This is a genomic window from Variovorax sp. NFACC27, assembly GCF_048301545.1.
In the GTDB taxonomy this organism is placed as follows: Bacteria; Pseudomonadota; Gammaproteobacteria; order Burkholderiales; family Burkholderiaceae_C; genus Variovorax; species Variovorax gossypii.
This window is the reverse complement of sequence record NZ_CP157613.1, coordinates 2,275,226-2,301,349: the sequence shown is the minus strand read 5'-3', so window position 1 is coordinate 2,301,349 and position 26,124 is coordinate 2,275,226. Positions and strand designations below refer to the sequence as shown.

Here is a 26,124-nt window from a genome sequence, read left to right as displayed (position 1 = left end):
AGCCGTCAGTGCGCCTTGTCCCAGTTGGGCCCGACGCCGATCTCGGCCAGCAGCGGTACCTTCAGCGAGGCGACGCCGGCCATGAGACGAGGGATCTCGGTGCGCACCCATTCGATCTCGGCCTCGGGCACTTCGAACACCAGTTCGTCGTGCACCTGCATGATCATCCGGGTGCCTCGCTTCTCCTCGTCAAGCACGTTCTGTACCTTGACCATGCTGAGCTTGATCAGGTCGGCTGCGGTGCCCTGCATCGGCGCGTTGATGGCCGCGCGCTCGGCGCCGCCGCGGCGCGGGCCGTTGGGCGAATTGATCTCGGGCAGATAGAGGCGCCGGCCGAACACGGTCTCGACGTAGCCCTGCTCCTTGGCGAGCGCCTTCGTCTCGTCCATGTAGGCCTTCACGCCCGGGTAGCGCGCGAAGTAGCGCTCGATGTACGAGGCCGCGGCCTTGTTCTCGATGCCCAGGTTCTTCGCCAGGCCGAAGCTGCTCATGCCGTAGATCAGGCCGAAGTTGATGACCTTGGCGTAGCGGCGCTGCTCGCTCGACACCTGGTCGGGCGTGGAGCCGAACACCTCGGCGGCCGTCGCGCGGTGCACGTCGATGCCTTCGGTGAAGGCGCGCAGCAGCGACTCGTCGCCGCTGATGTGGGCCATGATGCGCAGCTCGATCTGCGAGTAGTCGGCGCTGGCGATCACGCTGCCCGCGGGCGCCACGAAGGCCTCGCGCACGCGGCGGCCTTCGGGTGTGCGGATCGGGATGTTCTGCAGGTTCGGGTCGTTGCTGCTGAGCCGGCCCGTGACGGCCACCGCCTGCGCATAGTGCGTGTGCACGCGTCCGGTGCGCGGGTTGGCGAGCTGGCCGAGCTTGTCGGTGTAGGTGCCCTTGAGCTTCGACAGGCTGCGGTGCTCGAGGATCTTGGCCGGCAGCGGATAGTCTTCCGCCAGCTTCTCGAGCACCTCTTCGTCGGTGCTGGGCGCGCCGCTGGGCGTCTTCTTGACCACGGGCAGGCCCAGCTTGGTGAAGAAGATCTCGCCGATCTGCTTGGGCGAGCCGAGGTTGAAGGGCTGGCCGGCGATTTCGTAGGCCTCCTGCTCCAGCTCCATGATGCGCTTGCCGAGCTCGTGGCTCTGCGCGGCCAGCGTGGGGCTGTCGATCATCACGCCGTTGCGCTCGACGCGGTAGAGCGCCTCGCTCGAATCCATCTCGAGCTGGTAGATGAAGCTCAGCTTCTCGTCGGCCTGCAGGCGCGGCCACAGGGTGTTGTGCACGTCGAGGGTCTGGTCGCTGTCCTCGCACGAATACTCGGCGGCCTTCGCGATGTCGACCTGGCTGAACGGGATCTGGTGCGCACCCTTGCCGCACAGGTCTTCGTACGAGATGCCGCTGCGGCCCAGGTGGCGCTCGGCCAGGCTCGAGAGGCCGTGCGGCTTGTGCACCTCGAGCACGTAGCTCTGCAGCATGGTGTCGTGCGCGTAGCCCTGCACCTCGATGCCGTGGTTGGCGAACACGTGGCGGTCGTACTTGATGTGCTGGCCGAGCTTCTTCTTCGCGCCGTTCTCGAGCCAGGGCTTGAGCTTCGCCAGCACTTCGTCGATGGGCAGCTGCTCGGGCGCATCGGGGTAGTTGTGCGTGAGCGGAATGTAGGCGGCCTCGCCGGGCGTGACGCTGAAGCTGATGCCCACGATCTGCGCGACCATCTCGTCGAGCGAGGTGGTCTCGGTGTCGATGGCGGCGAGCTCGGCCGCCTCGAGCTTCGCGAGCCAGCCGTCGAGCTGCTCCCAGGTCGTGATGGTGTCGTACTTCAGGTTGCTCGCGGGGGAAGCGGCCTCGAGCGCCTGCATGTCGGAGGGCTCGTCGAACAGGCCGCCCTGGTCGGTGCCGGCGGCAGCGGAGCCCGCCTTCTTCTTGAGGTTTTCCTCGATCAGCTCGGGCGGCACGGCCTGCGCCTCCAGCGCCTTGACCAGGCTCTTGAAACCGAACTTCTCGTAGAACGGCTTCAGCTCGGCTGTCTGCGGCGCGCCCACTGGCAGGCCGTCGAGCGACGGCAGGCCCGTGACGTGGCCGTCGAGGTCACAGTCGGTGCGGATGGTGACGAGGCGCCGGCTCAGCGGCAGCTGGCCGAGGGCCTGGCGCAGGTTCTCGCCGGCGGCGCCCTTCACTTCGGCGGCGCGCTCGATCAAGGCGTCGAGCGAGCCGTATTCGAGCAGCCACTTGGCCGCCGTCTTGGGGCCGACCTTCGGCACGCCGGGCACGTTGTCGACCGAGTCGCCCACCAGCGTCTGGTAGTCGATCATCAGGTTGGGCGGCACGCCGAATTCGGCCGTGACGCCGGCCACGTCGCGCTTCTTGCCGTTCATCGTGTCGATGATGGTGATGTGCTCGTCGACCAGCTGGCTCAGGTCCTTGTCGCCGCTGGAGACGATGACTTCGACGCCCTGGGCGGAGGCGACCCTGGCGAGCGTGCCGATGACGTCGTCGGCCTCCACGTCGGGCACGCTGAGCACGGGCCAGCCGAGCAGCTTCACCACTTCGTGGATGGGGTCGATCTGGCTGCGCAGGTCGTCGGGCATGGGCGAGCGATTGGCCTTGTACTCGGGGTACCAGTCGTCGCGGAAGGTCTTGCCGGGCGCGTCGAAGATGCAGGCTGCGTAGTCCGCGCGCACCTCGCGGCGCAGCGCGGTCATCATGTTGATCATTCCGCGGATGGCGCCGGTCGCCGGGCTCTTCGGATCGCCGGGCACGGCCCGCAGGTCGGGCATGGCGTGGAAGGCGCGGTAGAGGTAGCTCGAGCCATCGACGAGCAGCAGCGTTTTCTTGTCGGTCATCGGGGCATTTTGCCGTGCCCGCGACGGCCCCCGGAACCACGTCGCCACGAGGTGCCAACCGACGCCCCTGAACCGGGCGCGCGCCTACAATGCATGCATGCCTAGCTCCACACTCCTGGTCGCCCGCCGCATCCTGCTGGCGCTGGCCTTCGCAACCCCCTTTGCCGCCGTGCAGGCGCAACAGGCAGCGCCCGCCCCGGCGGCGGCTCCAGCCGAAGCGCTACCAAATCAGGAGCAGGCCAAGGCCGAAGGCCGACGCAACCAGAAGGTCGAGCACATCCACACCGAGGACAGCGGCGCCTCGGTCGACGAAGTCCGCTATGGCGGCCGCACGCAGAGCATCAACGTCAAGCCCAAGTCGAACATGCCGGGCTACGAAGTGCTGCCGGCCGACGCCGCCACGGGCCGCCAGGGTTCGAGCGAAACGGGCGCCAACGGCCCCCGCGTCTGGAACGTGATGAAGTTCTGACCGTGACGGAGGCAGTCTCCTTTCCGGTTTTCGCGGCAGCAATGCGGCGCTGAGTACCTCCATGGCAGTTTTTACCGAAGTCGGCTTCGGCGAGGCAGACGCGCTCGTCCAGAGCCTGGGCCTGGGCCCGCTGCGCGAGTTGCGCGGCATCGAGGGCGGCATCGAGAACACCAACTACTTCGCGACCACCGAGTCCGGCGAGTTCGTGCTGACGCTGTTCGAGCGCCTGAGCGCAGAGCAGCTCCCTTACTACCTTTGTCTGATGAAGCACCTGGCCGGCGCAGGCCTGCCGGTGCCCGCGCCCGTGGCAACGCCCACGCCCGATGCCCCCGAGAAGCCCCGCAAGGGCCAGCAGCCCCCGGTACCCGCCGAAGCCGCGTGCGACCTGCTGCACGTCGTGGCCGGCAAGCCCGCGGCGGTGGTGCAGAAGCTCTCGGGCCGCAGCGAGCTGGCCCCCGGCGCTGCGCATTGCGCCGAACTGGGCGCGATGCTGGCGCGCATGCATCTCGCGGGGCGCGACTACCCCCGCATCCAGCCGAACCTGCGCGGCCTGCCCTGGTGGAACGAGACGGTGCCCGTGGTGCTGCCGTACATCGAGGAATCGCAGGCGAACCTGCTGCGCGCCGAACTGGCCTACCAGAACCACGTTGCCGAGTCGTCCGCCTACGCTGCCCTGCCGCGCGGGCCGGTGCATGCAGACATGTTCCGCGACAACGTGATGTTCGCAACCGATGGCGACGCAGGCGACGCCCCGCGGCTGACCGGCGTGTTCGACTTCTACTTCGCCGGCACCGACACCTGGCTGTTCGACCTGGCCGTGTGCCTGAACGACTGGGCCATCGACCTGCCGACCGGCCGGCACGACCCCGAGCGCGCCGACGCGCTGCTGTCGGCCTACGAGAGCGTGCGCACGCTGAACGCGGCCGAGCGCGCCCTGCTGCCCGCGATGCTGCGCGCCGCGGCGCTGCGCTTCTGGATCTCCCGTCTCTGGGACTTCCATCTGCCGCGCGAGGCGAGCATGCTCAAGCCCCATGACCCCACGCACTTCGAGCGCGTGCTGCGCGACCGCGCCACCCATCCGCATGCCATGGCGCAGGCCCTCGAGCCGCTGCTGGCTGCCTGACCTTCACACATGAAACTCAACCTCGTGCCGGCGCGAACCGGCGTCGAATGGGTCCGCCTCGGGCTCAAGAACTTCTGGCGACAGCCGCTGGCCTTCGTGTCGCTGTTCCTGATGTTCATGGCGCTGATCTCGACCATCTCCCAGCTTCCGCTGATCGGCAAGTTCCTGCCGTTCGTGCTGCTGCCCTTCTCCACGCTGGGCTTCATGGTCGCAGCGTCGGTGGCCGACGCCTCGGGAGGCAACGGCAACAACAACGGCACCTCCGCCGGCACCGACTTCCCTGCGGACACCACGGGCGGCCTGAAGCGGCCTACGGGCGCGATCATGTTCCTGTCGGTGGCTCGCGCCATGCGCACGGAATGGCGCTCGCTGGCCGTGCTCGGCGTGATCTCGGCCGTGTACTGCTTCCTGACGGTGTTCCTGACGGCGCTGGTCGATGGCGGCCAGTTCATGCGCAGCTATTTCCTCGGCGAAGCTCCGGCCAAGGAAGTGCTGGAAAGCAGCCGCTTCCAGATGGCGAACCTGCTCCAGATGTGCCTCGCGCTGCCGCTGGTCGCGGCAATGTGGCACGCACCCGCGCTGGTCCACTGGCACCGCGTGGAGCCGGTGAAGAGCATCTTCTTCAGCCTGGTCGCGATGTTCCGGAATTTCGGCGCCTACGCGCTGTACTGGCTCGCATGGTGCGGCGTGCTGCTGCTCGGCCTGCTGGCGGCTGCGCTGGTCGGCACCATCGTGATCGGCGTGGGCTCCCTGGGCTCGGGCACCGGCGCGATGACCGCCGGCAACATCCTGATGCTCGGCACGGTGATGACGCTCGCCGCGATGGCGCAGGCGTCGAACTGGTTCACCTTCCGCGACACCTTCAATCCGGACTGAACGCCGCCGCGGCCGGCGACGCTCCCCAGCCCTTCCGGCAGCGTCAGATCGGCGTGAGCTTCGCCACCGACAGCGCCAGCCACTTCACGCCGTGGCGCGCGAACTTGACCTGCGCACGCGCGTCGTCGCCGCTACCTTCCAGCGCGGTCACCGTGCCTTCTCCGAACTTGTTGTGGAACACCTGCATGCCCGAGCGCAGGCCGTGCGAGGGCGCAGTCTTCTGCGGCGGCACGGGCGGGCTGGCGAAGGTGTCCTTGTCGCGGCTTCCGCCCGAACTGCCGCCGTATCCGCCACCGTATCCACCGGAGCCACCGCGCGTGCTGCCATAGCCGCCGCCGTAGCCGAAGGCCGAGGGCGCGAAGCCCTGGTTCCTGGGCGTGAGCCACTTGAGGGCGCTCTCGGGCAGCTCGTCGAAGAAACGGCTCTTGACGTTGTAGCGGGTCTGGCCGTGCAGCATGCGGGTCTGCGAGTGACTCAGGTACAGGCGCTTGCGCGCGCGCGTGATCGCCACGTACATCAGGCGGCGCTCTTCCTCGAGGCTCTCGAAATCGCTCATCGAGTTCTCGTGCGGGAACAGGCCCTCCTCCATGCCCGTGATGAACACGCAGTCGAACTCCAGGCCCTTGGCGGCGTGCACCGTCATGAGCTGCACGGCGTCCTGCCCCGCCTGCGCCTGGTTGTCGCCCGATTCGAGCGCGGCATGCGTGAGGAAGGCGGCCAGCGGGCTCAGCGTTTCGCCGGTTTCCGCATCAGGCGCGAGCGGCTCGTCGAGCACCGGGCGGCTCGGGTCGATACCCTGGCTCGCGGGTGACTGCCGCAGTTCGTCGACAGGCAGCGCCACGGCGTCGCGGCCGAAGCCTTCCTGCGTGACGAAGCTCTCGGCCGCGTTCACCAGTTCGTCCAGGTTCTCGATACGGTCGGCGCCTTCGCGGTCGGCCTTGTAGTGCTCGACGAGGCCGCTGTGGTCGAGCACCAGTTCGATGATCTCCCGCAGGCTCACGCCCTGCGTCTGCTCGCGCAGCACGTCGATCTTGGCGACGAAGCCCGTGAGGTTGGCGCCGGCCTTGCCGCCGACCACGCTCACCGCGTCGTGCAGCGAACGGTTGGCCGCGCGCGCGGCGTCCTGCAGGGTTTCGAGCGTGCGCGCGCCGATTCCGCGCGGCGGAAAGTTGACGACGCGCAGGAAGCTGGTGTCGTCGTCCTTGTTCTCGAGCAGGCGCAGGTAGGCCAGCGCGTGCTTGATTTCGGCGCGCTCGAAGAAGCGCAATCCGCCGTACACGCGGTACGGCACGGAGGCATTGAAGAGCGCCGTTTCGATCACCCGACTCTGCGCATTGCTGCGGTAAAGCACGGCCATTTCCTTGCGCTCATAGCCGTCGCGCACCAGCTGGCGCATTTCCTCGACCATCCACTGCGCCTCGGCCAGATCGGTGGGCGACTCGTACACGCGCACGGGCTCGCCCGGCCCCTGGTCGGTGCGCAGGTTCTTGCCCAGGCGCTTCTTGTTGTGGCCGATGAGCTCGTTGGCGGAGTCGAGGATGTTGCTGTAGCTGCGGTAGTTCTGCTCCAGCTTGATCTGGTGGCGCACGTCGAACTCGCGCACGAAGTCGGTCATGTTGCCCACGCGCGCACCGCGGAAGGCATAGATGCTCTGGTCGTCGTCGCCCACGGCGATCACGCTGTTGTGCTGGCCGGGCACGAAGCGGCCTTCGACGGTGTTGCCCGCGAGCATCTTGATCCACGCGTACTGCAGGCGGTTGGTGTCCTGGAACTCGTCGATCAGGATGTGGCGGAAGCGCCGCTGGTAGTGCTCGCGCACCGGCTCGTTGTCGCGCAGCAGCTCGTAGCTGCGCAGCATGAGCTCGCCGAAGTCGACCACGCCTTCGCGCTGGCATTGCTCTTCGTACAGGCGGTAGAGCTCGACCTTCTTGCGGTCGTCGTCGCTGCGCACCTCGATGGCGTCGGGGCGCAGGCCGTCTTCCTTGGCGCCGGCGATGAACCACTGGGTCTGCTTGGCCGGGAAGCGTTCGTCGTCGACGTTGAACTGCTTCATCAGGCGCTTGATGGCCGAAAGCTGGTCCTGCGTGTCGAGGATCTGGAAGGTGGAAGGCAGGTTCGCCAGCTTCCAGTGCGCACGCAGCAGGCGGTTGCACAGGCCGTGGAAGGTGCCGATCCACATGCCGCGCACGTTGACGGGCAGCATCGCCGTCAGCCGCGTCATCATTTCCTTCGCGGCCTTGTTGGTGAAGGTCACGGCCAGGATGCCGCCCGCGGAAACCTGGCCCGTCTGCAGCAGCCAGGCGATGCGGGTGGTGAGCACGCGCGTCTTGCCGGAGCCGGCGCCTGCCAGGATGAGAGCGTTGCCTTCGGGCAACGTGACCGCGGCGAGTTGCTCCGCGTTCAGGTTCTGGAGCAGCGGCAGCGCTGGGGAGTGGGCATCGTCAGCCGCAGGATCGTTAAACAACATCCTCCAATTGTAGAAACCACGGCGTATGCGGGTTATATGAAGAAGCGGAAGACCTGCCTTCGCGAGTCCGCGTAAAATCAATCACCGGGCCCAAGTTTCTTGCGCCCGGTTTTTTGTGGGCGTTTCATATGCAGAACGCACCGCAGAAGCCGGCCGGACCAAGCGCTCATTCGTTTCCTTCAACGATTCCTTCCTAGGAGCCTGGTCATGCAGATTTTCGATTACGACAACATCCTTCTTCTCCCGCGCAAGTGCCGCGTGGAGAGCCGCTCGGAGTGCGACACCAGCGTGGTGCTGGGAGAACGCAGCTTCCGCCTGCCGGTGGTGCCCGCCAACATGAAGACGGTGGTCGACGAGTCGATCTGCCTGTGGCTGGCGCAGAACGGCTACTTCTACGTGATGCACCGCTTCGACCTCGACAACGTCAAGTTCGTCAAGGACATGCAGGGCAAGGGCGTGTTCGCGTCCATCTCGCTCGGCGTGAAGAAGGCCGACTACGACACCGTCGACCAGCTGGTGGCCCAGGGCCTCGTGCCCGAGTACTTCACGATCGACATCGCGCACGGCCACGCCGACAGCGTGAAGAACATGATCGGCTACCTCAAGCAGAAGCTGCCGAAGACCTTCGTGATCGCCGGCAACGTGGGCACGCCCGAAGCGGTGATCGACCTCGAGAACTGGGGCGCGGACGCGACCAAGGTCGGCATCGGCCCGGGCAAGGTCTGCATCACCAAGCTCAAGACAGGCTTCGGCACGGGCGGCTGGCAGCTGTCGGCGCTGAAGTGGTGCGCCCGCGTGGCGACCAAGCCGATCATTGCCGACGGCGGCATCCGCGACCACGGCGACATCGCTAAGAGCGTGCGCTTCGGCGCCTCGATGGTCATGATCGGCTCGCTGTTCGCGGGCCACGAGGAGTCGCCGGGCAAGACCGTCGAGGTCGACGGCGTGCTCTTCAAGGAGTACTACGGTTCGGCCAGCGACTTCAACAAGGGCGAATACAAGCACGTCGAGGGCAAGCGCATCCTCGAACCCATCAAGGGCAAGCTGGCCGACACGCTGGTCGAGATGGAACAGGACGTGCAGAGCTCCATCAGCTACGCGGGCGGCCGCACGCTGATGGACATCCGCAAGGTCAACTACGTCACGCTGGGCGGCGACAACGCAGGCGAACACCTGCTGATGTAACGGCCATCAGGCTTCCAGGAGCTGCACCGCGTGCCGGTGCAGCGTGTGCGCCGGATCGGCGAGCGCATCGACCACGTCGAAGTGGTTAAGCCCTGGGAGCACCTCGCACACCGGCACGGTGTTGCGACCCCACGCCTCGCGGATCATCGCGTTGTGGCGGATGAATTCTTCGCTTTCGCTGCCGCCGGCCACCGAGTACAGCTGGCCGCGCTTCGGCGCCGGCCACGAGGCGGGGCTTGCGCGCAGGACGTCGGCATCGGTCAGCTTCAGCGTGTTCTCAAGGAACGGTGTGCGCTGCAGCGGGCGCAGATCGTAGAGGCCAGAGATCGACAGCGCGTTGCGCACCAGGTGCGCAGGCAGATCGGGCGCGACTGCCTTCCAGTCGCAGGCCAGCAGCGCCGCTGCCATATGTCCGCCGGCCGAATGGCCCGCGACGGTGATCCGTGTCGGATCGCCGCCGTGGGCGGCGATGTGGCGCCATGTCCACTCGAGCGCACGCACCATCTGCAGCATGATTCCGGGCACCGTGACGGGCTGCTCCGGCGTACCGGGACAAAGCGCGTAGTTGGGCTGGACCACGCAGATGCCGCGATCGCTGAAGGCTGGAGCGATGAAGGAATGATCCTTCTTGTCCATCGCGCGCCAGTAACCGCCATGGATGAAGACCATCACCGGGGCATCGGGCACCGGCGCAGGAAAGATATCGAGAGTTTCATTCACGCCCTGGCCGTACGGCAGGTCGATGCGGGCCGGCAGGGCCTCCCGCGCCGCAGCGGATTCACGCGCCCAGCGCTCGAAATATGCAGGGTGATCCTTGACCCTCGCAAGGTTGTTGTACATGCCTTCCAGCCAGGCAGGATCGAACGAGGTCATGCGCTCTTGCTCCGTGTTTCGCGAGGGGCGCATCTTGGCACGGCGGCATGCGCCAAAACGGGAGTTCCGGTTAAAATTCACCCTGCGTTGGGGGGGTAGCTCAGCTGGGAGAGCGCCGCGTTCGCAATGCGGAGGTCGGGAGTTCGATCCTCCTCCTCTCCACCAACCGATACGAAAAAGGCCTTGGCATCCGCCAAGGCCTTTTTCTTTTTCTCTCGCGATCGACTCAGGTATCGAGTGTCAGATGCTGGCCGTGCAGCGCCGCAGCCGCCGGCGATGCGAGGAAGCCGATCGTCTGGGCAGCAACCGAGGTCGACACCCAGTCGGCCGGATTCGCATCCGGCATCGCCTGCCGGTTGGCGGGCGTATCGAGCACGCTCGGCGCGACGCTGTTGACGTTGACGCCATGCGGTGCCGCTTCCGCCGCCATGGCTTCCACCAGGCGCTGCAGCGCGCTCTTCGACGCGATATACGCGGCCATGGCCGGCACGCCGCGCGCGGCGACCTTGGCAGTGACCGCGATGACGCTGCCGGCGCGCCGCTCGATCATCGAGGGCAGCACGGCCTGCGTCACTGCGACGAACGACCAGGCGTTGAGGTTCATCATCCGGTCCCAGCTCGCGCGCGTGAGTGCATGCGTGGCCTCGCCCATCTCGAAACCACCCGCGATGTGCACCAGCGTGTCGATGCGGCCGAAGGACTTGAGTGCCTGCTCCGCGAGAGCCGCCATCTCGGAAGTGGAAGTCACGTCTCCCGCGAGCAGGAGGTGGTGGGAGTTGTCGAGACCCGGGAACACCTCGGCCAGGCGACCTGCATGGTGATCTACCAACGCGAGGCGCGCGCCCTGATCGATGAAGTGCTGCGCGACCGCGCGGCCCAGTGCGCCTGCGGCGCCGGTGATCAGGACATGGGGGGTGGTCTGTGCGTCGCTCATCGAGGTTCTCCTGATTGAGGGGCCCTGCCCCATCGGTGATGATGAATCCTAACGCCGCGACTCACAAATTTTTTGGAAAGTCAGAAATTCTGGGATATACTCGTGGTCTTGCCAGAAAACACTAAACGTTTTCAAAGCAAGGGCTCTTAGCTCAGTTGGTAGAGCAGCGGACTCTTAATCCGTAGGTCGAGTGTTCGAGTCACTCAGGGCCCACCACCAACACCAAAATAGCGCGGTCTCCGCGCTATTTTTTCGTCAAAGCCTCCTCATGGTCTTCCTGAGGAGGCTTTTTCTTTGGCTGCTCCGGTCACTGGTTCGCTTAGGGCGCAGCTCCCCGTCGCGCGATCCACTCGTCGACGCAGCGCTCGAGCAGATCGCGCCGCTCGCCCACCTCGGCCACCAGGTACTGGCGCGCATGCGTCTGCGCAAGTTCGCTCGACAGGAACCACTGCTCACGCTCCGGGCTTCCCTGCGCCGGCGGCGCTCCCCAGGCCGCGCTGCCGAGAAAGGCCTCGGTGACGGGCAACCGTCCATCGGTCCTGCCGATGTCCGACAACGCATCGCGCGAGCCGCCGAGGACGATGCGCACCTGCACCACCTCCTCGTCCGCATCGATCAATGCTCCGAGGCCGCCCATCTGGTGCACTTGCCAGAGTTGCGCCGCAGAAGCGTTGCGAACCCAGCTATCCAGTGCGCGCGTCAAGCTTTCGAGGATGATCTTTCTGTTCATAGGGAATATTTCACGGTTTTGTTCATCACATGCAAGTCATCTTGCACCCAAGTTGCAAACGACACCGGTCCGGCATGGCATCTTGTACGCGCTGTCACGCAGCGCAACAAGAAAGACACAGGGACACCCACTCGAAGCCAGAAGGCTCGTTCGGCCCGCTCACGCGGGTATTTTTTTGTCCGGCCGCAGCCGGATTCGAAGCCGATGCACCGAGGCCACGGAATGCGCCCGGCCCCGGACCACGCTTTCGGGCGTGAGCTATATTTCCTCCCATGGAAAAGGCGTCCGACATAGGCAAACCCACCGTCCCCATCGACCTGATCGGACCGGACCACTGGCCGCGCTCGAAGCGCGGCTCGGGCCGTACAACCAAGGTGATCCTGGCCATCGTGGGCGGCTTGGCAGCAGCTGGCGTGATCGCCTATCGCTTCTTCGGCATCGGGCGCTGACCGCCCGGGCCCTCCCGCACGAGCAAAAGCCCGCTGTCCTCAGGACAGCGGGCTTTTTTCACGGGCGAAGGACCGGATCACGATCCCGCCCCTACTGAAGCCGCGAGCCCTTGGGCAGGCGCTTCGCCAGCCATTCGTGCACGTCCGCACGGATGTTGCGGCCTTCGAGCAGGAAGTTCTCGTAGCGGCTCGGCACGTAAGGCAGGTAGACCAGAGGCATTCCAGCTTCCTCCGGCGTACGCGCGGCCTTGCGGTTGTTGCAGACCGCGCATGCGCTCACGAGATTGGTCCAGGTCCACGGACCTCCGCGCGACTCGGGCAGCACGTGCTCGCATTGCAGCTCGCGTTCGTGGAAGACGCCCGCGCAGTAGGCGCAGGTGTAGCGGTCGCGGCGCAGCAGCTTGCTCTTGGTGACGCTCGGGATCACGTCGAAGAGATTGATCTTCGACGCACCGCGCAGCGCGATGATCGGAGCCACCTCGATGCGCGACTGCACACCGCGCGCCACATTGAAGCCGCCGCGCAGCGTGGCCAGCGGCAGGTCGCCGTCTTCCCAGGCGACCGAGCCGGTCGCGTAATGCAACACCGCCTGCTCCAGCGAGATCCAGGCTTGCGGCGTGCCCTGAATATCGAGTTGCAGGACGTGAGGGTGCATGAATCGCCTCCTTTCGCGGCGATGGGTGCGAGGTTGACGAGCGAAACGCAGTCATGGGGTGCACGAACGGAATCGAACCGTCGTCAGCGGGACCACAACCCGCGGCTCTGCCATTGAGCTACGCGCACCATGAAGATGAAGAACAGGCGGGTGACCAGCTCACCACTCGCCGACCGCGCGAACGCGCTGGTCGAGATCGAGTGCGTCGAGCGGCGACTCGCGACTCTGCTCGCACGAGCTCGAGGAGCGCGTACCGGCCATGAGGCCGAAGCGCCGGGCCAGGCCCAGCACCGTGCCGCGCTCGCGCGGCTGTGCCGGGCGGACGGCGATCATCCGGATCGGGGTATTGCGCTTGCGCATGGCGGCTCCTCGGTGGTGTGACAGCTAAACGAAAAATGGCGAAGAAATGGCCCCACGTGCACGACTCGAACGTGCAACCCCTTGCTTCGTAGGCAAGTGCTCTGATCCATTGAGCTAACGCGGGTCGTAAACAAAAAGTGTCCGGTTACGAGTTCCGGCGCCGCCCAATCTTTGCGGCCGGTTTCCGCGGGAGGACCATCTGCATGGCCCTGTCCCGCTCGGGTTCTGTTCTGTTGTCCTGCTCGAAAAACGGTGCCCCGCTTTCCATTTCGGTTGTGTCCTCACGCGACGGACAGCACGCTGGGCGCTGTCCCGTACGACGTCGCCGCACAGGAGTGATCAATTCCTGCACATCCCGCCAGACCGTCTACGCGGTGGGTTCTGGTGGTGTGGTGAAGGCACACCCGAAATAAAAAGCCAAAACAAAAGGCCCGGAACCTTGCGGCGTCCGGGCCTCCACATGAGAGAGCTTGGAAGGTGTGCGCCTATGCGCAACCTCCACCCGGTAGCACCTGATCCTCGACTTTCCCGAAACGCAGGCTGGCTGCGGCTTTCGTGGAATACGCGTGGTTCTGGTGCTGGTTCGATCGGACCGACGGCATGCCGCCGAAACCACCGCACGCCCAGACGCGCACGAGCGAGCGACCCGAGGCGGGTCGAATGCTGGTGAGGTTCAGTGCGGTGTTCACGATGGGTCCTGAGTCAAAAATTGCCGCTGTCGGCCGTTAAGGGTTGGAAAAAAGGTACGGCTTGGGGCCGCTATTGAGGGCAACTGTAAATAGTGTTTACGACTGCGTCAACAACCGGGACAATCTTTTTTTGTCTTGTTGTTGTTTTTGAACAGTGCCCAATACCACCGTCGCGCGCCGCCGCAATGCGCTTGCGCTGCACCGCCGCTTTCTCGAAGAGGCCGTTGCCGCAGGCTTGCCAGCCAAGGGGCTGGACCAGGCGTTTGCGAAGAAGATCGAAATCTCCCCCAGCATGTGGAGCCAGATCAAGAGCTCCCGCCCCATCGGCGACAACCTGGCGAGGCAGATCGAAAGGCACTGCGGCGTCGAGTCCGGCTGGCTCGACAAGGAAGATCGCCCCAGCGAAGTGCCCGATGCAGCCGAAGAACGCTTCATCGCCGCCGCCCGCGAGGCATGGCGCGGCGCCAACGCCAAGGGAAAGAAGGAGCTCGCCGGCTGGCTGAAGAAACGGGCGCAGGACGCCGCTGCCGGCGGCGATCCCGCGTCCTGAAGAAGGCTCAGCCCAGCTCGGGCGCGTTGCGCACGATGGCTGCGCGCATGTCGTCCGGAATGGCAACGGCGCGATGGGTTTCGAGCGACGTGGTCACCAGCACCTGCTGCATCTGCATGCGCACTTCGCCGCTCACCGGTTCGAAGCAGCGCACCCGCAAGGTCATCGAACGCGAACCCAGGCGCTCCACGGTCAGCCCCAAGGTCACCTGGTCGCCCATACGGCTCACCGCGCGGAAATCGGCTTCGAGCTTCACGGTGGGCAGGCCGATGCGCCGCTGCGCCACCAGCCCGTGATAGCTGAGCCCCAGGCCTTCGTTCACCCAGTCCTCGACCAGGCCGTTGAGCATCACGAAGTACTGCGGATAGAAGACGATCCCCGCCGGATCGCAGTCCGAGAAGCGGATCAGCCGCGGCCTGCGGAACTCGTTGTTGCCGTCGGCCACGCTCAGCCCTCCTCGCCCGCCGGCTCGCCGCGCATCACGTGCACGCGCAGCAGGCCGAGCTGCGTGTGCAGTTGCTTGACCGTCTTCATGTCGAGCCCCGAGAACATCTCGAGAATCCACTGCTCGTGCTCGCTCGCCATGGTCTCGAAGGTGCGGCGGCCCGTGGGCGTGAGGCTCACGATCCACGCACGGCGGTCGTCGGGACTGGGCGAGCGTGCCACCATGCCTTCGCGCTCGAGCTCGTCCGTCAGGCCGGTGACGTTGCCGCCGGTCACCATCAGGTAGCGCGACAGCACGCGCATCTTCAGGCCGTCCTTGTAGCGGTAGAGCTGCGCCATGTAGTCGAAGCGCGCCAGCGAAATGCCGAATCGCTCGCGCAGCCGACGGCGGATCTCGGACTCGATCTGCGTGGTGCTGGCCAGCATGCGCAGCCACAGCTTGAGCACCGCGTGGTCGTCGTGGCCCGCGCGGGCCTCGTGGCCCAGCTCTTCCGCATCGCTCAGCACGGCATGCGAAGCGTCGTTGCGTGTCGTCATGTCACTTCTCCCCCTGAAACCGAAATCGACTGCCCGGTGACCGATGCGGCGCCCGCGCCGCACAGCCAGCGCACGGCATCGGCCACTTCGGCCGGCTGCACGATGCGCTTCTGCGGATTGACGCTGGAGAACTCCGCCAGCGCGTCGGCCTCGCTGCGCCCGGTCTTGCCGACCACGTTGGCGACGCTGTTGCGCAGGATGTCGGTGTCGGTATAGCCCGGGCACACGGCATTCACCGTGATGCCCTTTCGCGCCACCTCGAGCGCCAGCGAGCGCGTGAGCCCGATCACGCCATGCTTGGCTGCGGTGTAGGCCGCCACGTAGGCGTAGCCCTTCTGCCCCGCCGTGCTGGCGATGTTGACGATGCGGCCCCAGCCGGCGTCGAGCATGTCCGGCAGCGCCGCCTGCGCGCACAGGAAGCTGCCGGTGAGGTTGACCGACAGCATCCGCTGCCACAGCTCGAACGAGGTCTTGAGGAAAGGCGCGCTCTCGGCGGCGCCCGCGTTGTTGACGAGCACCGCGACGGGCCCGCGCGCCGCCCGGGCCTCGGCGAACGCCGCCTGCACCGCCTCGGGGTTCGCCACGTCGGCGGCGGCCACGCCGTGCCCGCTCCCTGCGAGCGAATCGGCCACGCGCTGCAGCGCCTCGCGGTCGCGCCCGAGCAGTGTCAGGACAGCGCCTTCAGCAGCCAATGTGCGGGCGATCTCCGCCCCGATGCCGCGCGCCGCGCCGGTGACGAGCGCATGGCGGCCAGTGAGTGAATTTGATTGCATACCTGAATGATTTAGTTATGAATCATTTTAGCGACCTGCGCCGGGCAGGTTGTCAGCGCATGAAACGGCCGCCATTGAGGTCCAGGGTCGCCCCGGTGATGAAGGCGGCCGCCGGAGAGGCAAGGTAGACGACGGCCGCAGCCACCTCCTCGGCCAGCCCGAAGCGGCCGAGCGGAATGCCGGCCTGCAGCGCCTGCCGCCGCGCGGGTTCCATGGCCTCGAGCGCAGGGCTTCCGATCGCCGCCGGCGCCAGCGCATTCACCGTCACGCCATGCGGCGCCAGTTCCTGCGCGAAGGAACGCGTCAGCGCCAGCAGGCCCGCCTTGCTCGCCGCGTAGTGCACGCCCGTCGCGCTGCTGGCCTGCTGCCCGGCCATCGAGCTCAGGTTGACGATGCGGCCCTCGCCGCGCTCGCGCATGTGGCGCCCGGCGATGCGGCAACCGAAGAAGCTGCCTCGCAGGTTGATGGCCAGCACGTCGTCCCACTCCCCGGACGTGATGTCCCAGAGCGAGGTCGTCGGCGTGCGCGCCGCGTTGTTGACCATGATGTCGACGGCGCCGAAATGCGCGACGGCCCTGTCGAAGCAGCCGGAAAACGCCGCCTCGTCACGCACGTCGAGCTGCAATGCGAGCCCGCCGATCTCCGCCGCAACGGCTTCGGCATTCGCAGGTTCGATGTCGGCCAGGGCCACGCGCGCCCCGGCCTCGCTCAATCCCCGCGCGATGGCGGCCCCCAGGCCCTGCCCCGCACCGGTCACGAACGCCACGCGTCCGGAGAGAGGAAGCAGCGCCGGCTTCGCCATCGCCTCAGGCCCTCGCGGGCCGTCCGTCCCAGGTCTGCGGCCCCACGCCGCGTTCGCGCAGCTTGAACTTCTGCACCTTGCCGTTCTCGGTGCGCGGCAGGTCCGCCAGCACGTCGATGTATCGCGGTACGGCGAAGTACGGCAGCCGGCCTTCGCAGAAGCGCGCGAGCTCGGCAGGGTCGATCACCGCGCCCTCGCGGGCCACGAGCGCGGCCATCACCTCGTCCTCGGCGAGCTCCGAGCGCACCGGATACACGGCGCACGAAGCCACGCCCGGATGGCTAAGCAGCACCTGCTCGACCTCGAAGGACGAGATGTTCTCCCCGCGCCGGCGGATCGCGTCCTTGATGCGGTCGACGAAACGGAAGGCCCCGTCCGCATCGCGCACCACGCGGTCGCCTGTGTGAAACCAGAGATTGCGCCAGGCCTCGACGGTCTTCTCCGGCATGTTGAAGTAGCCGCTCGCGAAGGCATGCGGCTCGTCCGCACGCAACAGCAACTCGCCCGCCTCGCCGGCCGGTAGCTCCACGTCGTCCTCATCGGCCACGCGCGCCTGGAAGCCCGGGCGCAGCCAGCCCATCACGCCGCCGCGCGGCGAATCGGGCGCGGTGGCGATGGCGAAGTTGGTCTCGGTCGAGCCATAGCCCTCGAGCAGCGACACGCCCGTGCGCGCCTTGAATGCGGCACCTGCGGCCGATGGAACGCCGGGCCCGAGGCCGGTGCGCACGCGATGGTCGCGCTCCCCTTCGCCTTCGGGCTGCGCCAGCAAAATCGGCACCATCGCGCCCAGCAGATAGACCACGGTCGCCCCGCTCGTACGCATCGTCGGCCAGAAGCCCGAAGCCGAGAAACGCGGCTCGAACACCACCTTGGCCCCCGTCAGCGAGGCCTGCGCGAATGTGTTGAGCGCGTTGATGTGGAACAGCGGCAGCGTGGTGCACAGCACGTCGTCGGCGCCGACGCCAAGCACTTCCGCGCTGTTCACGCCCCACCAGAAATACTGCGCGTGCGGGCAGACCACGCCCTTGGCGGGCCCCGTCGTGCCCGAGGTGTAGAGGATCGCGAGCGGATCGCCGGGCTGCACCGGCGCGGGGGCGACCGGCTCGCCGCCCTTCGGGTAGGCCGCCACGCGCACGCCGGCCGGAGCCTGCCAGCCACCTGCGTTCGCTTCGCCGACAACCCAGATCTCTCTCAGTCCGGTGCGCGCCAGGTCCGCCGTCGCGAGGCGCTCCAGAAAGCCAGCCTCGATCACCAGCAGCTTCGCCTCGCTGTTGGCAAGGAAGTATTCGATCTGCGGCCCCATCGACGCCGTGTTGACCGGCACCGTCGATGCACCCAGCCAGCCAGCCCCGAGAAAGCTCTCGAGAAACTCGACGCGATTGCCGCACATCACCGCGATGCGGTCGCCGCGTGCCACGCCGGCGGCAGCCAGCGCCCCCGCGCGCATGGCCGCGACTTGCGCCGCATCGCGATGCGTCCACTCTCCACCCGCAATGCGCAGCAGCGCGCGCGAGCCGAACAACCCGGCCTGACGCTGCAGCATCGCCGGCAGCGTGCGCTGCGCGGGCGGCACGGCGCGCGGGTCATTCGTCATCGTGCGTGCCTCCGCCGAGGTAGGTGGCCTGCACCCGGGGGTCGCTCGCCAGTTCGGCCGAGGCACCCGACAGCGCGATCTCGCCCGTCTCCAGCACGTAGCCTTCGTCCGAACTCTCGAGCGCCGCGCGCGCGTTCTGCTCCACCAGCAGGATCGAGACGCCGTCCTCCCGCAGCTTGCGCACGATGGCGAGGATGTCGCGCACGATCAGCGGCGCAAGGCCCAGGCTGGGCTCGTCGAGCATCAGCAGGCGTGGCGCGGACATCAGCGCCCGCCCCACGGCCAGCATCTGGCGCTCGCCGCCCGATAGCGTGTCGGCGCGCTGGGCGCGGCGCTCGGCCAGCCGCGGAAAGCGGTCGTACACCGACTGCAGCCGCTTCTTCATCGCGTCGCCGCGCAGCCGCTTGGCATACGCGCCGAGCTGCAGGTTGTCGAGCACGGTGAGCTCGCCAAACAGCTCGCGCTTCTCGGGCACGAGGCACAGGCCGCGCTCCACGCGCGCCTCCACGTCGAGCCCCTGCAGGTCCTCGCCCTCAAAGCGCAGCGTGCCCTTGCAAGGCAGCAGGCCCATGGCGGCGGCCAGCAGCGTGGTCTTGCCCGCGCCGTTCGGGCCGATTACCGAGATGATCTGCCCCGGCTGCAGGTCGAGCGACACGCCCCGCACTGCCTCGACCTGCCCGTAGGACACGTGCAGGTCCCCAATCTCCAGCATCGCGGTCATACGACGCTCCCCAGGTAGGCCGCCTGCACGCGCTCGTCTGCGCGCACCGCCGAGGGCACGCCCTCCACGAGCTTGGAGCCGAAGTTCATCACCACCAGCCTGTCCACCAGTTTCATCACGAAGTCCATGTCGTGCTCGACGATGAGGATGGTCACGCCCTCCTCGCGCAGCTTGCGCAGCAAGTCGCCGAGCGCCATCTTTTCCTTGCGCCGCAGGCCTGCGGCGGGCTCGTCGAGCACCAGCAGCACCGGGTCGGCGGCCAGCGCGCGCGCAATCTCGAGGATGCGCTGCGTGCCCAGCGGCAGGCTGCCCGCCTGCTCGTGCGCCCGGTCGCCCAGGCCGATGCGGTCGAGCTGGCGCTGCGCCTCCTGCAGGATCTGCTGCTCCTCCGTGCGGTCGAGCCGCAGCCCCGCCTTCAGGATGCCCGAACGGGTGCGCGAATGCGCGCCCAGCGCCACGTTGTCGAGCAGGCTCATTTGCGGCCGCAGCTTCACGTGCTGGAAGGTGCGCGCCAGCCCCAGCCGCGCCACCTCGCGCTGCGGCATGCCGGCAATGTCGTGGTCGAGGAAGCGCACCTTGCCCGCGCTCATGGGCAGCGTGCAGGTCAGCAGGTTGAACATGGTCGACTTGCCCGCGCCGTTGGGCCCGATCAGCCCGACGATCTCGCCGGCCTTCACGTCGAAGCTCACGTCGTTCACCGCCACCAGCCCGCCGAAGCGCTTGACCGCGCCGTTCACCGACAGCACCGGCGAGCCGCGAGCGGGCAGCGTGCGGTGCGGCAGCGGCTCGACCGCGGGGCCCTCGTGGCGCGAAGGCCCGCGCGTGCCGCCGCGGCGGTTCGTCCAGCGGCGCAGCAGCCCCATCACCCCGCCGCGAGCGAAGTGCAGCAGCAGGATGAAGAGCGCCGCGAAGGCCACCGCCTCCAACTGGCCCGCGCGTTGGGTCAGCATGGGCAGCACGTCCTGCAGGCTGTTCTTCAGCACCAGCACCAGCGCGGCGCCCACCAGCGCGCCCGCCAGCTGGCCGAGCCCGCCGGCCACGGCCATCAGCAGGTACTCGATGCTGGCGCGCACGTCGAACGGCGACGGGCTCACGAAGCGGTTCATGTGCGCATAGAGCCAGCCCGCCAGCCCCGCGAGGAGGGCCGCCGTGACGAACAGCGAGAGCCGCACGCGATACGCATCCGCCCCCACGCTCGCCAGCAGCGTCGCGCCGCCGCGCAGGCCGCGAATGGCACGCCCCGGCCGCGACTGCAGCAGGTTGTGGCTGAACAGGCAGGCCAACCCCACCACCACCCAGATCAGGCAGTACATCGCGCGCGGATCGGCCAGCGACCAGCCCGCGATCTGCAGCGGCGGAATGTTCGAGAGGCCCGTGTGCCGGCCCAGTGCGTCGACGTTGCCGAACAGCATCGCGATCGACAGCCCCCAGGCGATGGTGCTCAAGGGCAGGAAGTGTCCACCCAGCCGCAGCGTGAGCATGCCGATGGCCAGCGCCGACAGCCCCGTGAGCAGCAGCGCGAACAGCAGCCCCACCCAGGGCGACATGCTCTGCGTGGTCGTGAGCCACGCGGTCGCGTAGGCCGCGATGCCCACGAAGGCCGCCTGCCCGAAGGATGTCGCGCCGCCCACGCCGGTCAGCAGCACGAGGCCCAGCGCCACGAGCGCGCCGATTCCGATGTCGTTGAGCAGCGAGACGGTGAAGCTGCCCGCGAACACCGGCACCAGCGCCAGCACGACGACGAGCACGGCGACCAGTACCTTGCGTTTGTTGTTGCTGTTGCCGGCGCTCATTGGTCCACCTCCTCTTCTTCCTCTTCGGCATGCGCGGCCATGAAGGAGCGCAGCATCAGCACCGGTATCAGCAGGCTGAACACGATCACGTCCTTCAGCGCGCCGCTCCAGAACGAGGCGAAGCTTTCCACCACGCCGACCGCGAGCGCGCCCAGTGCCGTCATCGGGTAGCTCACGAGGCCGCCGATGATCGCGGCCACGAAGGCCTTCAGGCCGATGATGAAGCCCGAGTCGTAGTACATCGTCGTCACCGGTGCGATCAGCACGCCGATCAGCCCCGCCAGCAGCGAGGCGCAGCCATACGCCAGCAGCGCGGTACGCACCGGCCGGATGCCGACCAGCCGCGCGCCCACCCGGTTCACCGCCGTGGCGCGCAGCGCCTTGCCGGCCACCGTGCGCTCGAACACCAGGAAGAACAGGCCGCTCAGCACGATGGCCGCTCCCACCATAAGCACCACCTGCCCGCTGACGGTGAAGCCCTCGCCCAGCGCGAAGACGGCGCTGGTCAGCGGCGTCGTACGCGAGCCCTCGGGCCCGAAGAACAGCAGGCCCAGGCCCGACAGCAGGAAGTGCAGCGCCAGCGACACGATCAGCAGCACCAGCACCGAGGCATCCGCGATCGGCTGGAACACCACCCGCGCGAGCAGCGGCGCGATGGGCACCACCAGCAGCACCGCCACGGCGATGTGCACCGCCACGGGCACGCCTGGCCGCGCCGCCAGCCAGGCCAGCACGCACGGGATGGCGGGCAGCACGCCCCAGGTCAGCACCGCCTTCGGAATGCGCGCGGCCTCGCCGCGCCGCAGCAGGCTGCCGATCTCGGTGACCAGCGCCAGGGCCGCCAGCGTGGCGACCATGCCGATGGTCGGCGGCACGCGACCGGTCTCGAAAGCCGCGAGCGACAGCGCCGCGAAGGCCGCGATGTCGCCGAAGGGCACGAACACCACCCGCGTGACGGAGAAGATCAGCACCAGCCCGAGGCCGGCCAGCAGGTAGATGGCACCGTTGGCCAGGCCGTCGGTGATCAGGATCAGGGCCACGTCCCACGTCATCGCGCGGCCCTCCGGAAAGTCGATTGCATGAGGTTCAAGGTGCGAGCTTCCATTGGCCGTTGTCGAGCTTGACGATCACCCGGGCGCGTTCGTCCACGCCGTAGAGGCTGCCGGGCTTGAAGGTGTAGACGCCGTGCGTGCCCACCACTTCCTTCGTGCTGAAGATGGCGTCGCGCAGCGCCACGCGGAACTCGGGCGTGCCCGGCTCGGCCTTCTTCATCGCGCGCGAGGCGGCATCGGCGAACACAAGCCAGCCGTCGAAGGAATAGGCTGAGAAGGCATCGCTGGTCGGCGCGTTGTTGACCTTCTGGAACACGGCGCGGAAATCGGTCGCGATCTTCTTGGTTGGGTACTCGTCCGGCAGCTGCTCGGCCACGATCACCGGGCCTGTGGGCATCAGCGCGTTCTGGCCGGCCGCGCCGACCACGCGCACGAAGTCGGGATTGATGAGACCGTGCTGGCCGTACACGCCGCCCTTGAAGCCGCGCTCCTGCAGTGCCAGGAACGGCAGCGCGCCCGGCGTGCCGGCACCGCCGGTCATCACCGCGTCGGGGCGCAGCGCCACGATCTTCAGCACTTGTCCCGTCACCGAAGCGTCGGAGCGCGCGTAGCGCTCGTTGCTCACCACCTTGATGCCGGCGCCGGGCGCGGCCTTCGTCAGCGCCTCGTACACCAGGTCGCCCCAGGCGTCGGAGAAGCCGATGTAGCCCACGGTCTTCACGTTGTTGCGCTTCATGCGCTCGACCACCGCGTCGATCATGAGCTGCGTGGGCTGCGCCACCGTCATCACCCACGGGTTCTCGTTGGGGTCGAGCAGAATGGGCGTGAGGCCGATCATCGGCGTCTTCGCCTCCTTGCCGACCTGCGCCATCGCGATGGCGGCGGGCACGCCCGAAGTGCCCATGAGCACATCCACCTTCTCTTCCTCGATCAGCTTGCGCGCGTTGCGCCCGGCCGTGGTGGGGTCGGAGCCGTCGTCGAGCACCACCAGCTGGATCTTGCGGCCGTTCACTTCGGGCTTGTAGGCCAGCGCGGCCTGCATGCCCTTGGCGTAGGGCACGCCCAGCGAGGAGTTCGGCCCCGACAGCGACACGCTCAGGCCGACCTTCAGGTCGGCGGCGATGGCGCTGGCAATGCCACAGGCGGTCAGCGCGGCGGCAAGGGTGCCGCGCGTCAAGGTCTGCATCAGGCTCTTCATGTCGTAGCTCCGGTGAGGATTGTTGGAATGGACAGAGGTGGTTGGGTAACTCAGATGAACAACTGGATGGCCGGCAGGGCACGCCCCGCGTTGAGCAGGTCGACGCGCTTCTCGCGGATCAGCCAGCCGGTGGATGTGCGAACGAGGTGATGGCGTGCCGTGCCGCTCAGCAGGAGCTGGCCTTCGCCGCGCGCCTCGACGTAGAGGAACGGCGTGCGCAGCCAGGCCTCGTCACCCTCCTCGCGCTCCACGCGCGAGGGCTGCAGCACATGCTGGCTGTGGCTCGCCGGGTGCTGCGAATGCGCGCGCGGGTTCTTCAGTCGATCCACCCGCAGCTGCAGCAGCAACCGGTCTTCATAGGCCAGCGAGTTGTGCGAGAACGGATCGGCCTGCGCCGCGCCGAGCAGCGGCACCCAGTAGTGGCCGTCTTCCGCGAACAGGGCCAGCCAGTCGTCGAGGCGGCGCTCGTCGAGCAGCGCCGCCTCGTGGGCGACGAAATCGCGCGGGTCCGTCATGCCGTGGCCTCCATGCCCGCCGCCATGGCCTTGGCCCAGGCGCGGAACTGGTTGCGCATCAGCAACTCGTTGGTGCCGTTGGTGGTGATCGTGGACTGCTGCTTCTCGGCTGGATCGAAGTTGCGATGCAGGCTCACCCATTCGTTGCCGCCGGCGCGCAAACCCTGCTGGATGCTCTCGAACAGGTGCACGTCGTCATGCGCGACCACCGACATCGGCGAGAACACGAGCCGGTTGTAGCTCATGGCACGCTCGAAGAGCAGCGCGGGCGCACCGGCCGCGCGGAAGCTCCAGGCCTCGATCAGCGTGCGGTCGGCCGCCAGCGGACGGATCACGCGGATGGCCTGCGGCGAGCCCTTGATCGACAGGCTCGGAAAGAAGACCGAGTTCTGCGGCGAGCGTTGCAGGATCTCCGCTGCGCGCTCCTCGCCGTGCGCGGCGCGCATCGCGGCCTCGTACTCGGGCAGCTGCGCGTAGTTGGAGTGGATGCTGAAGTTCACCCCCAGCACGCTGTGCCCATTGGCGAACACGCGCCCGCCCATCCTGTCGAAGAACTCGTAGCCCGAGCCGAAGGGCAGGATCTGCTCCATCGCCATCGGCTTCGGGTCGGAAGGCGAATGGCCTTCCCACAGCGCCTCGGCCGCCTTGGTGGCCGACTCGTGCGTGGACATCGGGTGCACCGTGTCGTTGATGTTCTCCAGGTACATCTTCCAGTTGCAGTGGACGATGTTGCGCAGCACACCGCCGCCCACCGTGAGCCGGCCTTCGGGCGAGCGGTCGACCATGTTGTCGAGCGCGCCCAACACCTCGCCGAAGTAGTCCTCGAACGAGGGGCCGGTGTCCGACAGCCGTACGAAGACGAAGTCGCGGTACACCTTCACGTTCCTGACCACCGACAGCCCCTGCCCCGACTCGCAGGCCTTGAGCTGCGTGCCTTCGTAGCCGTTCTTCAGCGGCAGCCCGAGCGGCGCGCCGTCGAGCTTGTAGGTCCATGCGTGGTACGGGCAGCGGAAGAAGCGGCCGGTGTTGCCGCACTCGTCCGTCACCAGCTGCGTGCCCTTGTGGGCGCAGCGGTTGTAGAGCACGTGCACGTCGCCGTCGGGCTGGCGCACCATGATCAGCGGCCGCCCCGCGATCTCCTGCGTGACGAAGTCGCCGGCCTGCGGCACCTGGCTCGCATGGCCCAGGAAGACCCAGGTGCCGGCGAACAGGTGCTCCTGCTCCAGCGCGAAAAGCTCCTCGCTGAGGTACAGGTCGCGGTGCACCCGGTCGTCCTGCACCAGCGCCGCGACGAGATCGGGGCGGTTGCGGTAGGTGGTCATGGCTGTGTGCTCGGTGGCCGGTCCGAGGCTACGGGACCAATTTCCACTGGCCCTTGGTCATCTGCACGATGACCACGCCGCGCTGGTCGGAGCCGTAGCGGTCGTCGGGCTTGAAGGTGTAGACGCCGTGCGTGCCCACCAGCTCCTTCGTGCTCACGATCGCGTCGCGCAGCGCCGTGCGGTAGGCCGGCGTGCCCGGCTCGCCCTTGGCGCGCGAGGCCGCGTCGGCCAGCAGCAGGTAGGCGTCGTAGGTGTACGACGAGAAGGCATCGGTCGGCACCGCGCCGTTGAGCTTCTGGTAGGCGTTGCGAAAGCCCATCGACACCTTCTTGATCGGGTTGGTGTCGGGCAGCTGGTCGGCCACCAGCACCGGGCCGCTGGGCACCTGCAGGCCCTCGATGGAAGCACCACCCACGCGCACGAAGTCGGCGTTGATGAGACCGTGCGTGCCGTAGATCTTTCCTTTGTAGCCGCGATCGGCCAGCGCGATGTACGGCAGTGCGCCCGGCGTGCCCGAGTTGCCGGCGAACACCGCGTCGGGCCTGGCCGCGACGATCTTCAGCACCTGCCCGGCCACCGACGAATCGCTGCGCGCATAGCGCTCGTTCGCCACCACCTTGATGCCGGCGGCGTCTGCGCTCTTGATCAGCGAGTCGTAGGCCAGGTCGCCCAGCGCGTCGGAGAAGCCGATGAAGGCCACCGTCTTCACGCCCGACTTCTTCATGCGATCGACCACGCCCGCCACCATGAGCTGGAAGGGCTGCGACACCGTCACCGTCCACGCGCCCTCGGGGCCTGGAATGGTCACCGGCGTGGGCGAGATCAGCGGCGTGTTGAGCTCGCGCGCCACCGAGGCGATGGCCATCGCGCCCGGCACGCCCGAGGTGCCGATGAGCACGTCGACCTTGTCCTCGGTCACCAGCTTGCGCGCGTTGCGGCCGGCGGTGGTGGGATCGGATGCGTCGTCGAGCACGATGAGCTGCACCTTGCGCCCGGCGATCTCCGGACGCTCCGCGATGGCCGCGCGGATGCCCTTCTCGTACGGCACGCCCAGCGCGGCCACCGGCCCGGAGAGCGAGCTGATGAAGCCGATCTTCAGGTCGGCGGCCATGGCCTGCGCCGCGGCCAGTGCGACGGCAGTGGCGGCGAGGATGCGGAGGGTCTTTTTCATGTGGGCTTTCACGTCGG

The 26,124-nt window shown here is 67.5% G+C and carries 26 protein-coding genes and 4 tRNA genes; 8 read left to right on the top strand and 22 right to left on the bottom strand.

Annotated elements, in window-relative coordinates; genetic code table 11:
• Window positions 1-5: 5 nt before the first annotated feature.
• Window positions 6-2,825, bottom strand: a complete 2,820-nt coding sequence (polA, locus tag ABL840_RS10915; protein WP_093307081.1) for a DNA polymerase I — start codon at window positions 2,823-2,825, stop codon at window positions 6-8.
• Window positions 2,826-2,922: 97 nt separating this feature from the next.
• On the opposite strand from polA, the gene ABL840_RS10910 reads away from it, so the two are divergent.
• The 3 genes from ABL840_RS10910 (at window position 2,923) to ABL840_RS10900 (ending at window position 5,293) form a co-directional block, all read left to right on the top strand.
• Complete coding sequence (locus ABL840_RS10910) at window positions 2,923-3,294, top strand: hypothetical protein (RefSeq protein WP_093198812.1); 372 nt, start codon at window positions 2,923-2,925, stop codon at window positions 3,292-3,294.
• A 61-nt stretch (window positions 3,295-3,355) separates the two neighbouring features.
• Window positions 3,356-4,417, top strand: coding sequence for a homoserine kinase (locus ABL840_RS10905; protein WP_093307080.1), 1,062 nt, complete (start codon window positions 3,356-3,358; stop codon window positions 4,415-4,417).
• Window positions 4,418-4,426: 9 nt separating this feature from the next.
• On the top strand, window positions 4,427-5,293 hold the full coding sequence (locus ABL840_RS10900) for a BPSS1780 family membrane protein (RefSeq protein WP_093307079.1): 867 nt from the start codon (window positions 4,427-4,429) through the stop codon (window positions 5,291-5,293).
• Window positions 5,294-5,336: 43 nt separating this feature from the next.
• Here the strand turns inward: ABL840_RS10900 and ABL840_RS10895 are convergent, their stop codons facing one another.
• Entirely contained in the window at window positions 5,337-7,760 is a 2,424-nt protein-coding gene (locus ABL840_RS10895; RefSeq protein ID WP_093198803.1) for a UvrD-helicase domain-containing protein, read from the bottom strand.
• Window positions 7,761-7,967: 207 nt separating this feature from the next.
• On the opposite strand from ABL840_RS10895, the gene ABL840_RS10890 reads away from it, so the two are divergent.
• On the top strand, window positions 7,968-8,945 hold the full coding sequence (locus ABL840_RS10890; protein ID WP_093307078.1) for a GMP reductase: 978 nt from the start codon (window positions 7,968-7,970) through the stop codon (window positions 8,943-8,945).
• A gap of 6 nt (window positions 8,946-8,951) precedes the next feature.
• Here the strand turns inward: ABL840_RS10890 and ABL840_RS10885 are convergent, their stop codons facing one another.
• Complete coding sequence (locus ABL840_RS10885) at window positions 8,952-9,818, bottom strand: alpha/beta hydrolase (RefSeq protein ID WP_170217101.1); 867 nt, start codon at window positions 9,816-9,818, stop codon at window positions 8,952-8,954.
• 89 nt (window positions 9,819-9,907) lie between these two features.
• Between ABL840_RS10885 and ABL840_RS10880 the strand changes: the two genes are divergently transcribed.
• A tRNA-Ala gene (locus ABL840_RS10880) sits at window positions 9,908-9,983 on the top strand.
• Between the two features lie 61 nt (window positions 9,984-10,044).
• Here ABL840_RS10880 and ABL840_RS10875 read toward each other — a convergent pair.
• Window positions 10,045-10,752: an SDR family NAD(P)-dependent oxidoreductase gene (locus ABL840_RS10875; RefSeq protein ID WP_093198797.1), complete on the bottom strand. Its 708-nt coding sequence runs from the start codon at window positions 10,750-10,752 to the stop codon at window positions 10,045-10,047.
• A gap of 140 nt (window positions 10,753-10,892) precedes the next feature.
• Here ABL840_RS10875 and ABL840_RS10870 point away from each other — a divergent pair.
• Window positions 10,893-10,968, top strand: a tRNA-Lys gene (locus tag ABL840_RS10870).
• Window positions 10,969-11,071: 103 nt separating this feature from the next.
• On the opposite strand, the gene ABL840_RS10865 is transcribed toward ABL840_RS10870, so the two are convergent.
• Window positions 11,072-11,482: a hypothetical protein gene (locus tag ABL840_RS10865; protein ID WP_093307076.1), complete on the bottom strand. Its 411-nt coding sequence runs from the start codon at window positions 11,480-11,482 to the stop codon at window positions 11,072-11,074.
• Between the two features lie 272 nt (window positions 11,483-11,754).
• Here ABL840_RS10865 and ABL840_RS10860 point away from each other — a divergent pair, with 272 nt between their 5' ends.
• On the top strand, window positions 11,755-11,931 hold the full coding sequence (locus ABL840_RS10860) for a hypothetical protein (RefSeq protein WP_176947628.1): 177 nt from the start codon (window positions 11,755-11,757) through the stop codon (window positions 11,929-11,931).
• A 91-nt stretch (window positions 11,932-12,022) separates the two neighbouring features.
• Here the strand turns inward: ABL840_RS10860 and ABL840_RS10855 are convergent, their stop codons facing one another.
• From ABL840_RS10855 to ABL840_RS10835, 5 genes are all read right to left on the bottom strand, one after another.
• Window positions 12,023-12,586, bottom strand: a complete 564-nt coding sequence (locus tag ABL840_RS10855; protein WP_093198792.1) for an HNH endonuclease — start codon at window positions 12,584-12,586, stop codon at window positions 12,023-12,025.
• 54 nt (window positions 12,587-12,640) lie between these two features.
• Window positions 12,641-12,714: transfer RNA gene (locus tag ABL840_RS10850), tRNA-His, on the bottom strand.
• A 31-nt stretch (window positions 12,715-12,745) separates the two neighbouring features.
• On the bottom strand, window positions 12,746-12,946 hold the full coding sequence (locus ABL840_RS10845; RefSeq protein WP_093307075.1) for a short-chain dehydrogenase: 201 nt from the start codon (window positions 12,944-12,946) through the stop codon (window positions 12,746-12,748).
• 47 nt (window positions 12,947-12,993) lie between these two features.
• A tRNA-Arg gene (locus tag ABL840_RS10840) sits at window positions 12,994-13,070 on the bottom strand.
• Window positions 13,071-13,431: 361 nt separating this feature from the next.
• Window positions 13,432-13,635 (bottom strand): hypothetical protein, encoded by a 204-nt coding sequence (locus ABL840_RS10835; RefSeq protein ID WP_126470589.1) that lies wholly within the window; start codon window positions 13,633-13,635, stop codon window positions 13,432-13,434.
• A 154-nt stretch (window positions 13,636-13,789) separates the two neighbouring features.
• Between ABL840_RS10835 and ABL840_RS10830 the strand changes: the two genes are divergently transcribed.
• Complete coding sequence (locus ABL840_RS10830; RefSeq protein ID WP_093198787.1) at window positions 13,790-14,185, top strand: hypothetical protein; 396 nt, start codon at window positions 13,790-13,792, stop codon at window positions 14,183-14,185.
• 7 nt (window positions 14,186-14,192) lie between these two features.
• Here the strand turns inward: ABL840_RS10830 and ABL840_RS10825 are convergent, their stop codons facing one another.
• Genes ABL840_RS10825 through ABL840_RS10770 form a run of 12 tightly spaced genes read right to left on the bottom strand, consistent with a single transcriptional unit; the run spans window position 14,193 to window position 26,107 of the window.
• Complete coding sequence (locus ABL840_RS10825; RefSeq protein ID WP_093198784.1) at window positions 14,193-14,630, bottom strand: acyl-CoA thioesterase; 438 nt, start codon at window positions 14,628-14,630, stop codon at window positions 14,193-14,195.
• Window positions 14,631-14,632: 2 nt separating this feature from the next.
• On the bottom strand, window positions 14,633-15,166 hold the full coding sequence (locus ABL840_RS10820; protein ID WP_093198782.1) for a MarR family winged helix-turn-helix transcriptional regulator: 534 nt from the start codon (window positions 15,164-15,166) through the stop codon (window positions 14,633-14,635).
• Complete coding sequence (locus tag ABL840_RS10815; protein ID WP_093198779.1) at window positions 15,163-15,939, bottom strand: SDR family NAD(P)-dependent oxidoreductase; 777 nt, start codon at window positions 15,937-15,939, stop codon at window positions 15,163-15,165. Before ABL840_RS10815 ends, ABL840_RS10820 begins: the two co-directional genes overlap by 4 nt.
• Window positions 15,940-15,991: 52 nt before the next feature.
• A complete protein-coding gene (locus ABL840_RS10810; protein WP_093307074.1) occupies window positions 15,992-16,741 on the bottom strand; it encodes an SDR family NAD(P)-dependent oxidoreductase in 750 nt (249 codons plus the stop codon).
• A gap of 4 nt (window positions 16,742-16,745) precedes the next feature.
• Window positions 16,746-18,335: an ATP-dependent acyl-CoA ligase gene (locus ABL840_RS10805; protein WP_093307073.1), complete on the bottom strand. Its 1,590-nt coding sequence runs from the start codon at window positions 18,333-18,335 to the stop codon at window positions 16,746-16,748.
• Window positions 18,325-19,056 carry an ABC transporter ATP-binding protein gene (locus ABL840_RS10800; protein WP_093198771.1) on the bottom strand — a complete coding sequence of 244 codons (732 nt, stop codon included), beginning with the start codon at window positions 19,054-19,056 and terminating at the stop codon, window positions 18,325-18,327. Before ABL840_RS10800 ends, ABL840_RS10805 begins: the two co-directional genes overlap by 11 nt.
• Window positions 19,053-20,849 carry an ABC transporter permease subunit gene (locus ABL840_RS10795; RefSeq protein ID WP_093307072.1) on the bottom strand — a complete coding sequence of 599 codons (1,797 nt, stop codon included), beginning with the start codon at window positions 20,847-20,849 and terminating at the stop codon, window positions 19,053-19,055. Before ABL840_RS10795 ends, ABL840_RS10800 begins: the two co-directional genes overlap by 4 nt.
• Window positions 20,846-21,901: a branched-chain amino acid ABC transporter permease gene (locus tag ABL840_RS10790; RefSeq protein ID WP_093307071.1), complete on the bottom strand. Its 1,056-nt coding sequence runs from the start codon at window positions 21,899-21,901 to the stop codon at window positions 20,846-20,848. Before ABL840_RS10790 ends, ABL840_RS10795 begins: the two co-directional genes overlap by 4 nt.
• Window positions 21,902-21,935: 34 nt before the next feature.
• A complete protein-coding gene (locus ABL840_RS10785; RefSeq protein WP_093198763.1) occupies window positions 21,936-23,099 on the bottom strand; it encodes an ABC transporter substrate-binding protein in 1,164 nt (387 codons plus the stop codon).
• 50 nt (window positions 23,100-23,149) lie between these two features.
• Entirely contained in the window at window positions 23,150-23,614 is a 465-nt protein-coding gene (locus tag ABL840_RS10780) for an aromatic-ring-hydroxylating dioxygenase subunit beta (RefSeq protein WP_093307070.1), read from the bottom strand.
• Window positions 23,611-24,936 (bottom strand): aromatic ring-hydroxylating dioxygenase subunit alpha, encoded by a 1,326-nt coding sequence (locus ABL840_RS10775; RefSeq protein ID WP_093307069.1) that lies wholly within the window; start codon window positions 24,934-24,936, stop codon window positions 23,611-23,613. Before ABL840_RS10775 ends, ABL840_RS10780 begins: the two co-directional genes overlap by 4 nt.
• Window positions 24,937-24,964: 28 nt before the next feature.
• Window positions 24,965-26,107 (bottom strand): ABC transporter substrate-binding protein, encoded by a 1,143-nt coding sequence (locus tag ABL840_RS10770; protein ID WP_093307068.1) that lies wholly within the window; start codon window positions 26,105-26,107, stop codon window positions 24,965-24,967.
• Between the last annotated feature and the right edge of the window lie 17 nt (window positions 26,108-26,124).

Bases quoted from the DNA above. Each gene is read 5' to 3' on its own strand.
- ABL840_RS10865 (WP_093307076.1), bottom strand. From the start codon at position 11,482: ATGAACAGAAAGATCATCCTCGAAAGCTTGACGCGCGCACTGGATAGC.
- ABL840_RS10900 (WP_093307079.1), top strand. From the start codon at position 4,427: ATGAAACTCAACCTCGTGCCGGCGCGAACCGGCGTCGAATGGGTCCGC.
- polA (WP_093307081.1), bottom strand. From the start codon at position 2,825: ATGACCGACAAGAAAACGCTGCTGCTCGTCGATGGCTCGAGCTACCTC.
- ABL840_RS10855 (WP_093198792.1), bottom strand. From the start codon at position 12,586: ATGCACCCTCACGTCCTGCAACTCGATATTCAGGGCACGCCGCAAGCC.
- ABL840_RS10770 (WP_093307068.1), bottom strand. From the start codon at position 26,107: ATGAAAAAGACCCTCCGCATCCTCGCCGCCACTGCCGTCGCACTGGCC.
- ABL840_RS10885 (WP_170217101.1), bottom strand. From the start codon at position 9,818: ATGACCTCGTTCGATCCTGCCTGGCTGGAAGGCATGTACAACAACCTT.
- ABL840_RS10795 (WP_093307072.1), bottom strand. From the start codon at position 20,849: ATGAGCGCCGGCAACAGCAACAACAAACGCAAGGTACTGGTCGCCGTG.
- ABL840_RS10860 (WP_176947628.1), top strand. From the start codon at position 11,755: ATGGAAAAGGCGTCCGACATAGGCAAACCCACCGTCCCCATCGACCTG.
- ABL840_RS10780 (WP_093307070.1), bottom strand. From the start codon at position 23,614: ATGACGGACCCGCGCGATTTCGTCGCCCACGAGGCGGCGCTGCTCGAC.
- ABL840_RS10785 (WP_093198763.1), bottom strand. From the start codon at position 23,099: ATGAAGAGCCTGATGCAGACCTTGACGCGCGGCACCCTTGCCGCCGCG.
- ABL840_RS10820 (WP_093198782.1), bottom strand. From the start codon at position 15,166: ATGACGACACGCAACGACGCTTCGCATGCCGTGCTGAGCGATGCGGAA.
- ABL840_RS10910 (WP_093198812.1), top strand. From the start codon at position 2,923: ATGCCTAGCTCCACACTCCTGGTCGCCCGCCGCATCCTGCTGGCGCTG.
- ABL840_RS10775 (WP_093307069.1), bottom strand. From the start codon at position 24,936: ATGACCACCTACCGCAACCGCCCCGATCTCGTCGCGGCGCTGGTGCAG.
- ABL840_RS10895 (WP_093198803.1), bottom strand. From the start codon at position 7,760: ATGTTGTTTAACGATCCTGCGGCTGACGATGCCCACTCCCCAGCGCTG.
- ABL840_RS10800 (WP_093198771.1), bottom strand. From the start codon at position 19,056: ATGACCGCGATGCTGGAGATTGGGGACCTGCACGTGTCCTACGGGCAG.
- ABL840_RS10790 (WP_093307071.1), bottom strand. From the start codon at position 21,901: ATGACGTGGGACGTGGCCCTGATCCTGATCACCGACGGCCTGGCCAAC.
- ABL840_RS10810 (WP_093307074.1), bottom strand. From the start codon at position 16,741: ATGGCGAAGCCGGCGCTGCTTCCTCTCTCCGGACGCGTGGCGTTCGTG.
- ABL840_RS10905 (WP_093307080.1), top strand. From the start codon at position 3,356: ATGGCAGTTTTTACCGAAGTCGGCTTCGGCGAGGCAGACGCGCTCGTC.
- ABL840_RS10890 (WP_093307078.1), top strand. From the start codon at position 7,968: ATGCAGATTTTCGATTACGACAACATCCTTCTTCTCCCGCGCAAGTGC.
- ABL840_RS10815 (WP_093198779.1), bottom strand. From the start codon at position 15,939: ATGCAATCAAATTCACTCACTGGCCGCCATGCGCTCGTCACCGGCGCG.
- ABL840_RS10875 (WP_093198797.1), bottom strand. From the start codon at position 10,752: ATGAGCGACGCACAGACCACCCCCCATGTCCTGATCACCGGCGCCGCA.
- ABL840_RS10805 (WP_093307073.1), bottom strand. From the start codon at position 18,335: ATGACGAATGACCCGCGCGCCGTGCCGCCCGCGCAGCGCACGCTGCCG.
- ABL840_RS10845 (WP_093307075.1), bottom strand. From the start codon at position 12,946: ATGCGCAAGCGCAATACCCCGATCCGGATGATCGCCGTCCGCCCGGCA.